The organism is Streptomyces bambusae (assembly GCF_019400985.1).
Lineage (GTDB): Bacteria > Actinomycetota > Actinomycetes > Streptomycetales > Streptomycetaceae > Streptomyces > Streptomyces bambusae_A.
On the sequence record NZ_WTFF01000019.1, the window covers coordinates 1 to 14,300 of the forward strand.

At 73.1% G+C, this 14,300-nt stretch carries 11 protein-coding genes; all 11 read right to left on the reverse strand.

The annotated features are described in order from the left end of the window. Positions 1-1,078: hypothetical protein (locus GPJ59_RS05370; protein WP_219665211.1), on the reverse strand; the 1,078-nt coding region annotated here is incomplete at its 3' end. Between the two features lie 5 nt (positions 1,079-1,083). Continuing rightward, positions 1,084-2,358: a DUF4910 domain-containing protein gene (locus GPJ59_RS05375; protein WP_258023915.1), complete on the reverse strand. Its 1,275-nt coding sequence runs from the start codon at positions 2,356-2,358 to the stop codon at positions 1,084-1,086. Beyond that, positions 2,355-3,380 (reverse strand): NAD-dependent epimerase/dehydratase family protein, encoded by a 1,026-nt coding sequence (locus GPJ59_RS05380; RefSeq protein ID WP_219665213.1) that lies wholly within the window; start codon positions 3,378-3,380, stop codon positions 2,355-2,357. The genes GPJ59_RS05375 and GPJ59_RS05380 overlap by 4 nt, the downstream gene beginning before the upstream one ends. A 3-nt stretch (positions 3,381-3,383) precedes the next feature. Continuing rightward, a complete protein-coding gene (locus GPJ59_RS05385) occupies positions 3,384-4,031 on the reverse strand; it encodes a PIG-L deacetylase family protein (RefSeq protein ID WP_219665214.1) in 648 nt (215 codons plus the stop codon). After that, a complete protein-coding gene (locus GPJ59_RS05390; RefSeq protein WP_219665215.1) occupies positions 4,028-4,858 on the reverse strand; it encodes a glucose-1-phosphate cytidylyltransferase in 831 nt (276 codons plus the stop codon). Before GPJ59_RS05390 ends, GPJ59_RS05385 begins: the two co-directional genes overlap by 4 nt. Further along, entirely contained in the window at positions 4,855-6,090 is a 1,236-nt protein-coding gene (locus tag GPJ59_RS05395; RefSeq protein WP_219665216.1) for a class I SAM-dependent methyltransferase, read from the reverse strand. The genes GPJ59_RS05390 and GPJ59_RS05395 overlap by 4 nt, the downstream gene beginning before the upstream one ends. Continuing rightward, positions 6,087-7,361, reverse strand: a complete 1,275-nt coding sequence (locus tag GPJ59_RS05400; RefSeq protein WP_219665239.1) for a glycosyltransferase — start codon at positions 7,359-7,361, stop codon at positions 6,087-6,089. The genes GPJ59_RS05395 and GPJ59_RS05400 overlap by 4 nt, the downstream gene beginning before the upstream one ends. Positions 7,362-7,363: 2 nt before the next feature. Further along, the gene (locus GPJ59_RS05405; protein WP_219665217.1) at positions 7,364-8,587 is read right to left on the reverse strand and encodes an O-antigen ligase domain-containing protein; all 1,224 of its coding nucleotides are present in this window, start codon (positions 8,585-8,587) and stop codon (positions 7,364-7,366) included. A 1-nt stretch (position 8,588) separates the two neighbouring features. Further along, positions 8,589-10,109, reverse strand: a complete 1,521-nt coding sequence (locus GPJ59_RS05410; protein ID WP_374200787.1) for a right-handed parallel beta-helix repeat-containing protein — start codon at positions 10,107-10,109, stop codon at positions 8,589-8,591. A gap of 16 nt (positions 10,110-10,125) precedes the next feature. Continuing rightward, positions 10,126-12,114: a heparinase II/III family protein gene (locus GPJ59_RS05415; protein WP_219665219.1), complete on the reverse strand. Its 1,989-nt coding sequence runs from the start codon at positions 12,112-12,114 to the stop codon at positions 10,126-10,128. Continuing rightward, on the reverse strand, positions 12,111-14,297 hold the full coding sequence (locus GPJ59_RS05420; RefSeq protein WP_219665220.1) for a bi-domain-containing oxidoreductase: 2,187 nt from the start codon (positions 14,295-14,297) through the stop codon (positions 12,111-12,113). Before GPJ59_RS05420 ends, GPJ59_RS05415 begins: the two co-directional genes overlap by 4 nt. Between the last annotated feature and the right edge of the window lie 3 nt (positions 14,298-14,300).

Sequence of the window (14,300 nt, forward strand, 5' to 3'; positions counted from 1 at the left end):
CGCGCAGCCCGGCCGCCGCGCCGGTGCCGAGGCCGGCGCCCGCGACGCCGAGGGTGACCGGCACGACGAGCTGGGAGGCGGAGTGCCAGACGCCGCCGAGCACGAACGCGCCGGCCCGGTCCGGTACGAGCAGCAGCGCCCCGCCCCAGAGCAGCGCGCCGACGGCCTGTCCGCCGCCCAGCAGGAGGCAGAACGCGCCGAGGCGGTGCGGGGCCCGCCGCAGCACCCGTGCCGCCTCCGGGACGGTGACCAGCGAGAGGCCCATCAGCACGGCGAGGAACGGGCCGAGCAGGAGCTCGGCGCCCCGGACCGCGCCCACCGCGCCGACGCCGGCGATCGCGCCGAGGCCGTACGCCCGCAGCTGGCTCGCGCCGCCGAGGCTGACGTTCTCGACCAGGTAGCGGTAGCCGAGGTCGCGCTGCTCGCGCAGCCAGGCGCGGGCCCCGGCCGGCCGGGGCCCGATGCCGGACTGGACGCACCCGTAACCGGCCGCCACCGCGGCGGAGGCGCCCCAGGCGAGCACGAAGGCGGCCACGCTGCCGACGCCGGCAGCCAGGATCATGGCCGGGACGAGCGCGACGCTCCACACCACGTCGTTGACGAACGCCTTCCGTCCGGCACCGGCGGCGAAGAACGAGAACCGCCAGGCGTCCTGGAGCAGCAGCCCGGGCAGCGTGACGCCGAGGCAGACGAACGCCGTGCCCACCTGGCCGCCGAGACCGAGCCCGGCCACCAGGCAGGCCCCCCCGACGGCCGTGCCCACGCCGAGCGCGGTGCCCGTCGACCGCGCCACCGCCCCGCGCCAGGACGCCTCGGGCACGCCGCTGAAGCGCACCACGAGCGGATCGGTGGCCAGCCCGCGGGACACGTTGAGCACCACGCCGTACGTCACCCAGGCGAGGCTGAACACGCCGAACGCGGACAGCCCCAGCGAGCGGGCCACGTACAGGCCCACCACGAAGTTGCTCATGCTGGAGGCCGCCTGGTCGGCCAGGCCCCAGGACAGCCGGCCGGCCAGCGCCCGTCCTGCGGACCCGGCCCGCGTCCTGGTGCCCGTCTTCCTCCCCTCGGTGGTCATCGGCGTCACGCCTTGATCAGCCCCGCGCCGTGCAGGGCACCGGCCGCGGCGGCGACGGTGTCGAACGGCAGCCCGGAGCGCTCGGCGACGTCCAGCAGAGCGTGCTCGCCGTCGGAGAGGCTGAGCACCCAGAGCATGGCCATCTGGGCCTGCTTGGCGTCGCTGCGGCCGCCGAGCGAGTCGTACAACCCGCGCCGGCCCAGCTGTGGTTCGCCGTACGGGCTGAGGTTGACGTACCGCCGGTTGCGGTCCAGCACGGAGAACGCCTCGCGGCAGACCGCGAGGGTGTCCGCCATCGCCTCGGGGGTGACGAAGTCCGGGTCGTCCGCCGAGGTGTGGTATTCGGGGTAGCCGGCGTACGGGGTCCGGCTGAGCGAGCCCACGCCGAGATCGAACCCGGGCGAGCAGAACTGCCGCTCGTCGTAGCCGTACGGGGTGAACTCCGTGATGTGGTGCGGGCGTTCGGACGCGGCCAGCACGTGCCGCAGCACCCGGTCGATCTCCGCGTCGCCGCGCCTGCTCTGCTTGTACGTCAGCCGGCCCCGGTCGCCGGCGCAGGCCAGCACCAGCCCGTGCTTGACCTGCTCGATCCGCTCCGCGTTGCGGGCCAGCCAGGTGATCGCCCCGATGGTGCCGGGCGCGAACAGGAACCGGTAGGTGTAGTACGGCGTTTCCCCGGCCAGTGCCCGGGCCAGGAACGTCGCCACCGCGATGCCGGCCAGGTTGTCGTTGGCCAGCGACGGGTGGCAGACGTGGCAGGAGACGATCACCTCGTCGGCGACCTGCCCGGGGACGACGTGCTCGGCGTACGTGAGGTGGCCGTCCGCCAGCGTGGAGTCGATGCGCACCTCGTAGTCGCCGTCCGGCAGCGCGTCCAGGGTCTCCTGGGACAGGCAGAACCCCCATTCCGGCTCGTAGTAGCTGGTGCGGTACGGGACCCAGCCCGGGTGGTCGGGCAGGGTGTGCAGGTGGTCGCGTAGCTCGGCCAGCGGCATGGTCGCCGACACCGGCACGCTGTAGCCGAGCACGTGCAGGCTGGACGCGGCGAAGTCGACGACCCGGTGGCCGGCGGCGTCGGCGATGTACGCGTCCCGGATGTTCCACTCCTGCGGCACCGTCCAGTCGAGCACCTGGGTCCCGGTCGGCACCTCGTGCACCTCCAGCGGGAGGTACTCGCCGACGATCTCCAGGGTGGCGCGCACACCGTCGCCGGTGATGCTCCGGCACAGCGGGTACAACCGCTCCACCAGCGCGTGCATCTCCTCGCCGGCCGATGTCATCGGCGCCACCGCAGGGCGTCGTCGACGGCACCGGTCCCGGACGCCGCGCGCAGCACGGCGAGGCGGGTGAAGCGCTGCTCGAAGTCCTCCCGGGTCAGCCCGTGTTTGCGGTAGGCGTCGGCGAGTTCGTGCGCGCCCTGCTCCACCGTCCACTCGCAGTCGAAGCCGGGGACCGCGGCGCGGAACCGGGAGAAGTCCACCCGGTACGACCGCGGATCGGCACCGGTCTCCCCGGTGATCCGCACCTTCGAGCCGGACACCGCCTCGGCGACCTGCTCGGCGATCTCGGCGACCGTGACGTTGTTGACCTCGCTGCCGATGTTGAACGACCGGTCGTGCACCGCCTCGCGCGGCGCGGTCAGCGCGGCCGCGAACGCCCGGGCGATGTCGGCGGCGTGCACCAGCGGGCGCCAGGGGGTGCCGTCGGAGAGCACGAGGACCTCGCCGGACAGGAAGGCGTGGCCCACCAGGTTGTTCAGCACGATGTCGGCGCGCAGCCGGGGCGAGAAACCGAAGGCGGTGGCGTTGCGCATGTACACCGGGGTGAAGTCGCCGTCGGCCAGCGCGTGCAGGTCGTCCTCCACCCGCACCTTGGACTCCGCGTACGGGGTCACCGGGCGCAGCGGGGCGTCCTCGGTCACCAGGTCGTCCCCGCCGGCGGCGCCGTACACCGAGCAGGTCGACGCGTACAGGAAGCGCCGCACTCCGGCGTCGCGGGCCAGTCGGGCCAGCCGCACGGAGGCGTGGTGGTTGATGTCGTAGGTGAGCTCCGGCGCCAGCGATCCGAGCGGGTCGTTGGAGAGCGCGCCCAGGTGGATCACGGCGTCCACCCCGGCCACGTGGTCGGCCGTGACGTCACGCAGGTCCACCCGGTGCCCCGGCGGGTCCGCGGGCTGCGGGCCGAGGACGCAGTCGGCGAACAGTCCGGAGTCGAGACCGACGACCTCGTGCCCGGCGGCCGTGAGGACCGGGGCCATCACGGTGCCCAGGTAGCCCTGGTGTCCGGTCAGCAGTACGCGCAAGGTTCATTCCCCCAGGTCGAGAGTGAGTTTGGTGACGGCGAACGCCTCGGCGTAGCGCGCGTGGCATTCGATGCCGCGGATCCGGGCCAGGCCGAGGAAGGCCTCCCGGTCGTACCAGGGCCGGTGCCGCTGCGAGGGGTAGTGCTCCTGCAGCAGCCGCACCTTCTGTTCGGCGATCTCCGGCGACAGCGGCACGTACGCCGTCGGACGGCCGAGATCGCCGTCCCACTTGACGATCTCGTAGCCGAGTACGAGGTGGTCGCGGAAGGCGGTGGGCAGCAGCTGCGCCAGGCCGCGGTGGTCCTGGTGGGCGTCCTCGGTACGCGGGGCGAGGACCAGGTCCGGCTCGGTCCTCCCGCGCAGTTCCTCGACCGCGGACTTGGCTTCCTCCCAGTGCGCGGGCAGCCGGCCGTCCGGCAGTTTGAGAACGGTCAGCCGCAGGTCGGCGCCCGGGCAGAAGGCGGCGAGCGCGGCCCGCTCCTCCTGTTCCCGGTCGCTGCCGCCGCCGGAGAGCACCAGCGCGTCGATCCGGACCCCCGGCCGCGCGAGGCACAGCGTCAGCAGCGTGCCGCCGGCCCCGATGGCGATGTCGTCGCAGTGCGCCCCCACCGCGACGATCCGGTCCAGGCGCCCGGCCCCGAGCCGGATCACGCGGTCACCACCGCGGTGCCGCCCCGGCCGCCGGTCGCGCCCGACCCCGCGCCGTCCCGTTCCCACACGGCCCACGGGCGGTCGCCCTGGGCGTAGGCCGCGTCGAGCGCGGCCCGCTCCTTCACGGTGTCGGTCGGCTTCCAGAAACCGCGGTGCCGGTGCGCCACCAGCCGGCCGCGCTTGGCCAGCCCGGCACATCCGTCGGCGACCAGGTCCCCGCCCTCGGGTATGTGGTCGAAGACCTCCTGGCGGAGCACGAAGTAGCCGCCGTTCTCCCACAGCGGCAGTTCGCTCACCGCGGTGATGCCCCCCACCAGGCCGTCCTCGCCCAGGTCCACGCAGTGGAACGACTGCTGCGGCGGCACCACCATCATCGACGCACCGGCGTCGCGCCGGGCGAACCGGTCGATCATCTCCGGCAGCGGGGCGTCGGTGAGCACGTCGGCGTAGTTGGCGAGGAACATCTCGTCGCCGTCCAGGTGATGCCGCACCCGGCGCAGCCGCTCCCCGATCGGGGACTCGATGCCGGTCTGCGCGAACGTGATCGTCCAGTCGGCGATGTCGGTGGACAGCAACTCGGTGCGGCCCTCGCGCAGCACGAAGTCGTTGGACGTCGTCTCCTCGTAGTTGAGGAAGAAGTCCTTGATGTGGTGGGCCCCGTAACCGAGGCACAGGATGAACTCCTTGTGCCCGAAATGCGCGTAGTAGCGCATGACGTGCCAGATCAGGGGCCGGGGACCGACCATCGCCATCGGCTTGGGCACGTCGTCGGCGGCTCCGTTGCGCATGCGCATCCCGTAACCGCCGCAGAACAGTACGACCTTCATCGCGAGACCTCGACAATGCTCAGTTCCGGGATGGGGAAGACCAGCCGGCCGCCCCACTCGTGCACGAACGCCAGCTGCCCGACCAGCTCGGCCCGCAGGTTCCACGGCAGGACGAGCACGTAGTCCGGCCGGTCGGCGGCGATCTGCTCGGGCGGCAGGATCGGGATGCGGGTGCCGGGGGTGAACCTGCCGTGCTTGTACGGGTTGCGGTCGACCGTGTAGCGGAGCAGGTCGGGCCGGATGCCGCAGTGGTTGAGCAGGGTGTTGCCCTTGCCCGGAGCGCCGTAGCCGACGACCGTCTCGCCGCGCTCGGCCGCCTCGATGAGGAACCGCAGCAGGTCCCGGCGCACCTTCGCGATCCGGGCGGAGAACTCGGTGTACCCGGACAGGTCCTGCAGCCCGGCGGCCCTCTCCCGGTCCAGCACCTCGGCCACCCTCTGGGACGGCTCGCCGGCCGCCTCCGCCGGCCGGGCCCACAGCCGGACGGAGCCGCCGTGCGTGGGCAGCAACTCCACGTCCACGAGCGCGAGTCCACCGCTCGCCAGCGCCCGGATCGCCGACGCGACCGTGTAGTACTGGAAGTGCTCGTGGTAGATCGTGTCGTACTGGTTCCCCTCGATCAGCGTCAGCAGGTGCTGCACCTCGACGGAGACCCAGCCGTCGTCGGCGACCAGGGCGCGCAGCCCCCGGGTGAACCCGACCACGTCGGGGATGTGCGCGTACACGTTGTTGGCCACGACCAGGTCGGCCGGGCCGTGCTCGGCGCGGACGGCCGAGCCGGTGGCCGGGTCCAGGAACTCCGTGAGCGTCGGCACACCCGCCTTCCGCGCCGCGGCGCCGACGTTCACCGACGGCTCGATGCCGAGGCAGCGGATCCCCCGGTCGACCACGTGCTTCAGCAGGTACCCGTCGTTGCTCGCGACCTCGACCACGAAGGCGTCGCGGCCGAGGCCCACCCGCTGTACGGCGCCGTCGACGAACGTCCGCGCGTGCTCCACCCAGGACGTCGAGTACGAGGAGAAGTACGCGTACTCCGTGAACGTCTCCTCCGGCTTGATCAGCGGCGGGATCTGCGCGAGCCAGCAGTCCGTGCAGACCCGCAGGTGCAGCGGGTACGCCGGCTCCGGCCGGTCCAGTTGGTCCGCGGCGAGAAAGCTCTCGCACGGCGGGGTCGCCCCCAGATCGGCGACGCTCGCCAGCGCCGCCCCGCCGCAGAGTCGGCATCGTGTCATCTACTGCCCCCATCCCGCTCGCGCCGGTGCTCCCGCCGCGAGCCAGTGTTCTCGTCCCCTACCGGCGGCGGGCCGTCCCCGCCGCCGGACCGCACCGCGATCGCGGCGCGGTACCCCTCCACCAGGCGCTCCAGCCCGACGGCCGGGCTGAACCCCTGCTCGTAACGGCGCCGGGCCGCCAGCCCCATCTCCCGGTTGCGGTCCGGCTCGGCCGTGATCCGGCGGATGCAGGACACCAGCGAGCCGGGATCGCCCGGCCGGTGCAGCAGCCCGGTCACCCCGTCCTCGACGAGTTCGACGAAGGCGCCGTGGCCGGCGGCGACGGTCGGGACCCCGGCCGCCATCGCCTCCACGACCACCAGGCCGAACGCCTCCAGCCACGTCGAGGGAGCCACCACGGCGACCGACCGTGCGATGGCCTGCACGCACTGGGCCGGGTCGTACAGGCCGACGTAGCGCACGTCGTCGCGGCCCGCCGCCCAGGCGGTCACCTCTGCTTCCAGCGGTCCCGCGCCGGCGACCACGAGCGGCACGCCCACACCGCCGCTCGCGGCCAGCTCGTCCCAGGCGGCCATGAGCAGCCGTACGCCCTTGGCCTCGGCGAGCCGGCCGAGGTAGAGCAGATGCTCGCCGTCCCCCGTCCGTCGGACGCCCGGTTCGGGCACGAAGTTGTGCTTCACCGCCAGCCGTTCGGCCGGCATGCCGGCCCGTACCAGCACGTCGCGCTGCGCCGCGGAGATGCAGAAGAACCGCTCCACGCCCGACCACCACCGCCGCCGGTTGACCGACAGGCTCACCGCGAGCGGCACCGTCGCCAGCCGGGAGCCCCGGTAGCAGCCGTGCCGGACGGCGGGCAGCGGCGCCGCCCCGACGCACTCGGTGCACGGCCGGCCGTCCCGCTGCAGCGTGCCGGGCGGGCAGATCTGGGTGTAGTTGTGCAGCGTGGCGACGGCCGGCACGTCGGCGTCGGCGCAGGCGGCCAGCACCGCGGGCGACAGGAGCGGGAAGACGTTGTGGACGTGCACCACGTCCGGCCGCTCGGTGCGCAGCCGGGCGGTGAGCTCCGCGCGGACAGCCGGGTTCCATGGCACCAGCAGTGGCACCGCGGCCTTGGCCGGCAGGGACAGGGCGGCGATGTCGTCGCTGCGCCGCTCGAACACCTCGACCCGGTGGCCCGCCGCGCGCAGCAGCTCCACCTCCTGGTCGACGACCTTGTTCTCCCCGCTCGGCTGCGCCGAGTTGTAGCGGTTGTGCACCACGAGGACGTGCATGCTCACGTCACCTCCGATCTGCGGGCCCATCGCGGGACGCGTTGCCGAGGGATCTCGGGCGTGGAGAGGGCAGTGGCCGCGGCAGGCGTCGTCAGCAGCGAGGCGGCGACGGCCAGGTGCAGCAGGTACGGCGAGGCGTCGCCCAGCCCGGCCTCGGTGTACGACGCGATCGCGCAGTAGCTGATCAGGAAGATCGCGCAGGCCCTCGACAGCGACGGCGGCCGCAGCAGCGCGACACCGCCCAGCACGAGGATGAACGCCGCCACCAAGGCGATGCCGGTCAGACCCTGCTCGTGGTAGACGGCCAGCCAGCTGTTGTCGATCGGCAGCCCGCCGAAGGACTTGTCGCCCAGGCCCACGCCGAACAACTGCTCCGAGGCCGTGCGGGGCACCGCCAGCAGGGCGTCCCAGACCTTGGCGCGGCCGGTGAGGCTGGAGAAGTTCTCCTGGCTCTGTCCGCGCAGGAACCACGTCCGTAGCGCGGGGCCGAACACCACCGCGGCCACCGCGGCGCACAGCACCGCCCAGGTGAAGAACCGGCGGGCGGCGGCGCTGGTCAGGACGAGCGAGCCGATCGCCAGCGCCAGCCCGATGAACAGCCCGAGCGTGGCCGTCCGGGTATGGGTCAGCGCGAGCAGGACGGACGACGCCGCGATGACCACCGCCGCGCCGGCCCGGTCGGTCCGGCGGCCCAGTACGAGCAGCACGGTGAGCCCGGTGATCACCGCGGCGTACTGTCCGATCTGCGGCGGCGTGAGCGGCCACAACGCGCCGACCAGCCGCCCGCCGTAGAGATCGGGCATGGCCGCGCCCGGTGAGACCGCCAGGCCGACGGCCACCGACCCGAGCACCGCGAAGTACATCCGGATGTGGTGCCGTACGAACGTCGGGCCGCCGTCCCACCAGCGGCTGAGCAGCCACAGCGTGCCGACGAAGAGGGCCAGCCGGACGCACCGGAACAGCGCGCCGAACCCGGACTCCAGGCGCGCGCTGGAGATCACGCTCGACACCAGCAGCAGGGTGAGCAGGAACAGATAGGCGCCGGCCTGGATGCGCAGCCGGAGATTGAGTACGAGCGCCAGCGTGAACGCGGCGACCAGCGCGCCCATGGTGACCATCTGGATCAGGGAGCGGGGCAACGGGACGATGGTCTGTGCGCCGGCGGAGCCGAGCGTGTTGAGGATCAGCAGTCCCCAGACGATGCCGACGGTCCTCGGTGTCCCCATCTCAACCACCCGCCGGTGGGGCGAAGGTGCTGCCCGCGTCCTGCTGGTACGGCATGCCCTGCCACTGCCCGAAGTCGAGCACCCGGCTCGGGTCGTGGGCGACGAACTTCCACGGTCCGACGTAGGCGTTGTCGTGCCAGCGGTTGTGCTGCTCCAGGGTGATCGCCTCGGCCACCCGTTCGCCGTGGTACGGCGACCAGTCCGGGAAGGTGCCGTAGTTGGCCAGCACCGCCATGCGGTCGCACTTCGCCGTGCAGTCGACGACGGACGTGTCCAGCACGAAGCGGTTGTCGTGGATGTCCACACGCTGGGTCTTCCACCGGCAGTCGGTGTAGAGCGGTGCGGCGGCGATCGCCGGCCGCGCGCAGCGGTCGGCGCGCGGCACCAGCAGCGTGCAGTCGCCGGACGAGGTGTTGGCCGGGCTGTTGCAGAACCGGTCGGCGTTCTCCCACAGGGTGATCCCGGACCAGTTGTCCTCAAGTACGTTCCGGTAGATCTCGATCTTGTCCGTGCGGGCCCGGACCTGCGGTTCGCCGCCGGACTCGGACACGTAGAGGGTCGGATGCGGGAAGGTGTCGCCGCGGTCGGCGTACTTGCGGCCCTCGACCCAGTTGTTCCGCCGGATCGTGTTGTTCCGGATGACCGCGTTGTAGCTGGTCTCGTAGATCAGCGCGGCACCGTCGTTGGCCTCCAGCACGTTGTTCTCGATGCGGAAGTCGTTGTTGTTGGTGTCCGCCCACAACCCGGCTCCGCGGTTGCCGTGCACCCAGTTGCCGCGTACGTCCGCGCCGTTGACGGCCCAGAACTTGACGCCTCCGGTGCAGCCGCAGCCCTGCTGCCGCCGCTCCCAGTCGTCGGTGTTGTTGGCCGTGATCTCGTTGCCCTCGACCACCAGTCCGCCGAGGGGGGCACCGGACTTGTACGCGTTCATTCCGTACTGCCCGTTGCCGCGCAGGCAACTGGCGCGGACCTGCTGGCGGGCACCGGCCATCAGCCCGGCGCCGGAGTTGTTCTGGATCGTCGCGTGCTCGATCACCCACCCGTCGGCCGAGTCGTGGTTGACCACGCCCTCGTCCTGCGGGGCGACGAACCCCTGCACGGTGAGGTGGCGGACCGTGACGTTGCGGGCGGTGCCGCCGAACGCGTACTGGTTGGTCCTCCGGCCGTCGAGCACCGCGCCCGGCGCACCGAGGTAGCGGTCCCCTTCCTTGGGGACGACCTGGGCGAAGCGGTCCGGCTCCAGCGTGTGCGTACCCGGGCGGAGCCAGAACGTGGTGTTCGGGGGGCTGTTCCTGGTCTTCGCGGCCAGGTCACCGGGCACCGCGGGGTCGACCGTCACCGCGCCCTCCGGCGCGCTCGCCGGCCCGGGCTCGGGCTTGTCGCACACCCGGGCCACGGACGTGGACGGTCCCACGGCCGGCTTCGCCGCCGGGGCACCCGGCGTGCTCACACAGCCGGTCGCCGCCAGCAGGACCAGCGCCACCGGCGCCGCCGGTAACGCCCGGTTCCGCCACTCGAACACCACGCCTCCCCCCTGCCTAGCCGCGGAACCTGAGTACGGTGGTGAACCCGTCCGCGCCGTCGGCGAACCCGGTGCCGACCAGCGTGGTGGCGGGCTCCTTGCGTCCGAAGCCGGCGGAGTACCAGCCCAGCGGCGGGTCGGTCTCGCCGCGATGTGCCTGCCAGCGCAGCTGCCCGGGCAGGTCGAGCACCGCGGAGCGGTCCTCGCCGTCCCGGCTCCAGGTGAGCCGTGCCCGGTTGCCCACCAGGTCCACGGCGATCGCCGGGCCGAGGTGGAACGCCAGGCGCACGGCCCGGCCCGGACCGCGCACCTCGTCCACCACCCGCAGCTCACGGCTCGCGGCCGTCAGCTCCACCCGGCGGCGGTGCACGGAGCCCTGGTATCCGTCGTGCTCGGCGCACCAGCGGGCCACGCCCTCGCCGGACGTGTCCGCGACCAGGACGCGGCTGCGGGCATGCCGGGTCCACAGGAACGGGCCGCCGGAGACGGACTGGTCACGGCCGTCCAGCTGCAGGGTGTTGTGGCCGAGGGTCGACCGGAAGTACTGCCGCCACTCGGGCTGCCCGTGGTAGCAGTACGTCCCCGGGTCGGCCAGTACGTCGATCCCGTCGTGCCGTACCTCCACGGACAGGGCGTCCGCGTGGGCATGCGCGGCGATCGACAGGAACCCGTGGGGACCGCCGTCGCAGCGGCACCAGATCTCCCCCGAACCCGGACCCGTCCCCGTACCCGTACCCGGACCCGTACCGCGCAGGATGGTCGTCCCCGCGTCGGCGAAGTGGGCCGGGCGGCTCGCCGGGCGGGTCACGGCAGGTGCGCCGGGCCGGATGAGCGCGGCCAGCAGCGGGGTGCGTACATCGGTGCCGGTCACCTCCGGCCACCAGGCGAGCCGGCCGAACACGGCGTCCCCGGTGGACAGCAACGAGGCCCAGCGGTCGGTGCCCGCACCGTCCACGACCAGGCCGTGCCCGTCGTCCGCGTCCCCCTGGCGCGGCGGCCGCAGCCGGCTGTCCACGACGGCCGCGAGCGCGTCGGTCATCCGCAGCAGCACCAGCCGGATCGTCGCGGGGACCGGCACGCCGGCGGCGTCCGCCTCGGCCACCGCGGCCAGGCCGAGCTCCAGCACCAGGCCGTGGTACTCGGTGGCCAGCTCGCGGTTGAGGCCGGAGGGGAAGGTGTTGGCGCGCAGCTGCCGCTCCAGCGACCGCAGTGCGCCGGCCCGCCAGCGCGCCGAGGCGGGGAACCACCCGAACGCGCAGGCCGCGGCGAACTGCCCGGCGGCCTCGGCGATGACGTGGTTGTTCGCCGACGACCCCCGGCTGGGGAAGGCGGCCAGCCAGCGCTGGTGGTGCCAGATCTGGTTCCGCGCCACCGGGTTGTCCTCGAACAGCCCGGCCGCGCCCGGCCAGCCGTCGAGCAGCCGGCGGATCCACACCCAGGACAGCAGCCGGATGCCCAGCTCGATGCCGCTGGTCCAGTGCACCCCGCGCAGCGGCGCGTTGGCCGCCCACCACGACCGCAGGTGCCCGGCCACCCGCTCGGCGTACCGCTCGTCCCCGGTGACCGCGTACGCGGCGGCGAGCACGGTCAGGTACTGGTGCCGGGACAGCTCCCAGATCTGCTTGATGTCCCCGACCGCGTCCTCGTCCCGGTACGGCACGTCGAAGGCGTAGCCCCAGGGAGCCCGGCGCCCGGTCTTCGGGTCGTAGCACCAGTCCGGGTCGGCCAGGTCGTCGCGGTCCACCCCGAAGTACTCGGCGTGCCCGGCCATCAGCCGGTCCGCCTCGGCGACCAGACGCTTCGCGGCGTCCGGTGGCACCGCGGCGATCGCCCGGTCGGGCAGGACCGCGGTGAACCGGGCGCCGGTCACGCCCGGGCAGTGCGGCGGCGCCGACCGCCACCGCCGCCTGCGCACCGCGTCGCCCACCCGGCCGCCGACCTCCCGCGGCCCCATCCGGGACAGCCGCCGCAGGTACCAGCCCGGACTCCCCGAGTTCACCATCATCGCGTCCTCGCAAGCCGCACCGGCACCCCGCCGGCCAGGCCGGCCTGCACGGCGAGGGTGGCCGCCGTGGTGGCGACCAGCGACTCCAGCGGCACCGGCATCGGCCCGCCGGTCCGCACGGCCTTGACGAACGCGGCCAGCTCGGCGGACTGGCCCTTGTCCCGGGCCTGCGGCAGCCGCGAGCTGACCCACCGCTTGCTCCCGGCTGTGCCATTGGAAAACACCGAGGCACGGACGAAGTCGTCCAGCCGCAGCACCTTGCCGTCCGCGACGAGGTCCAGCGTCTCCTTGGGGAAGCCGGACGCGCCGGTAGTGACGTAGCTGATGGTGGCGGTGGACCCGTCCGGGTAGCGCAGCACGACCTGCAGGTCCTCGTTGCCGGGCGTGGCGACCGCGTACACCGAGACCGGGTCGGCATCGAGCAGCCAGCTCGCCGTGTCGATGAAGTGCCCGCCCTCGCCGGCGAACCGCGAGCCCTCGGTGCCCTGCCGGAGGTACCAGCTGCCGTGGTCCAGCCGGCCGGCGTTGACCAGGTAGCGCAGGCTCGCCGGACCGGTCCGGGCGCCGAACCGCTGCCGGGCCTGCCGCAGCAGCGGCGCGAACCGGCGGTTGAAGCCCACCTGGAGCCGGTCGTTGCCGGACTCCTCCACCGCCGCGAGTACGCCGGCCAGCTCCTCCTCGGTGAGGGCCAGGGGCTTCTCCACGAACACCGTCTTGCCGGCCAGCAGCGCCCGCCGGGTCAGTTCGGCGTGCGAGCTGTGCCGGGTGACCACGAACACCGCGTCGACGGACTCGTCGCCGAGCACGGCGTCGAGATCGGTGGTCGCCCGGGCGAAGCCGAACTTACGCTGAGCGTTGGCCGCGGACAGCGCCGTCGTGGTGACGACGGCCGACAGCTCGACGCCGTCGCGCTGTGCCAGGTGCGGCAGCAGCATCGACGTCGCGTAGTTCCCCGCGCCGACGAACGCCAGCCGCACCGAGGACTTGGGGGCACGGGCCGGACCGCGCTTGACGTTCACCGCGGGCACGGCCACTGCCGGGGCCGCTACCTCTGCCACGTGTTCGGGGTAGCGGAACAGCACGGCCACGGCCTTCAGTTCGCCGTCCTTCAGGCGCCGGTACGTCTCGACGGCATCGTCGAAGTCGGCGATGTGGGAGACCAGCGGCTCCACGTCGACGCGGCCGCGGGCGACGAGATCGAGGAAGCACGCCAGGTTGCGGCGCTCGGTCCAGCGCACGTAGCCGATCGGGTAGTCCCGTCCCTCCAGCTCGTACTCCGGGTCGTAGCGCCCGGGGCCGTAACTGCGGGAGAACCGGACGTCGAGCTCCTTCTCGTAGTACGCGTTCCACGGCAGGTCCAGGCGGCACTTGCCGATGTCGACGACCCGGCCGCGGTCCCGGCTCAGCCGGGCGGCCAGCTCGACGGGCTGGTTGCTGCCGCCGCCGGCGGCCAGGTACACCTGGTCCACGCCCAGGCCGCCGGTGAGTTCGGCGACGGCCGCTTCCACCGCCGCGGACGCGGGATCGCCGCAGGCCGCAGCGCCCAGGCGCTCGGCGAGCTCGCAGCGCGCCGGGTCGGGGTCGGCCCCGACGACGCGGACTCCCGAGGCGGCGAGGAGCTGTACCACCAGCTGCCCGATCAGCCCGAGGCCGACGACCAGCGCCACGTCGCCGAGCTGCGGCTCGCCGCGGCGGACACCCTGCAACGCGATCGACCCGACGGTGCCGAACGCCGCGTGCCGGGCCGCGAGGCCGTCCGGCACCGGGGTGTAGAGGTTCTTCGGCACCCAGTTCAGCTCGGCGTGCAGCGCGTGCTCGTTGCCGGCGCAGGCCACCAGGTCGCCGGCCTTCACGTCGTCGATCCCGGTGCCGACCTGCTCGACCACCCCGCACAGCGAGTAGCCCAGCGGGGTGTAGGAGTCCAGCTTGCCCATCACCTTGCGGTAGGTGGCGCCCACCCCGTTGGTCGCCACGCTCTGCACGACCTTGGCCACCTGGTCCGGCCGGGAGCGGGCCTTGCCCACCATCGACATGCCGGCCTCGGACACCTTCATGAGCTCGGTCCCGGTGGAGATCAGCGAGTAGGCGCTCCGGACCAGCACACCGCCCGGCTTGCACCCCGGCACCGGCACGTCGAGCAGCGCCAGCTCGCCACTCTTGTAGTTCTGCACAACTTGCTTCACTCG

Bases quoted from the DNA above. Each gene is read 5' to 3' on its own strand.
- GPJ59_RS05375 (WP_258023915.1), bottom strand. From the start codon at position 2,358: ATGACATCGGCCGGCGAGGAGATGCACGCGCTGGTGGAGCGGTTGTAC.
- GPJ59_RS05390 (WP_219665215.1), bottom strand. From the start codon at position 4,858: ATGAAGGTCGTACTGTTCTGCGGCGGTTACGGGATGCGCATGCGCAAC.
- GPJ59_RS05395 (WP_219665216.1), bottom strand. From the start codon at position 6,090: ATGACACGATGCCGACTCTGCGGCGGGGCGGCGCTGGCGAGCGTCGCC.
- GPJ59_RS05400 (WP_219665239.1), bottom strand. From the start codon at position 7,361: ATGCACGTCCTCGTGGTGCACAACCGCTACAACTCGGCGCAGCCGAGC.
- GPJ59_RS05405 (WP_219665217.1), bottom strand. From the start codon at position 8,587: ATGGGGACACCGAGGACCGTCGGCATCGTCTGGGGACTGCTGATCCTC.
- GPJ59_RS05415 (WP_219665219.1), bottom strand. From the start codon at position 12,114: ATGATGGTGAACTCGGGGAGTCCGGGCTGGTACCTGCGGCGGCTGTCC.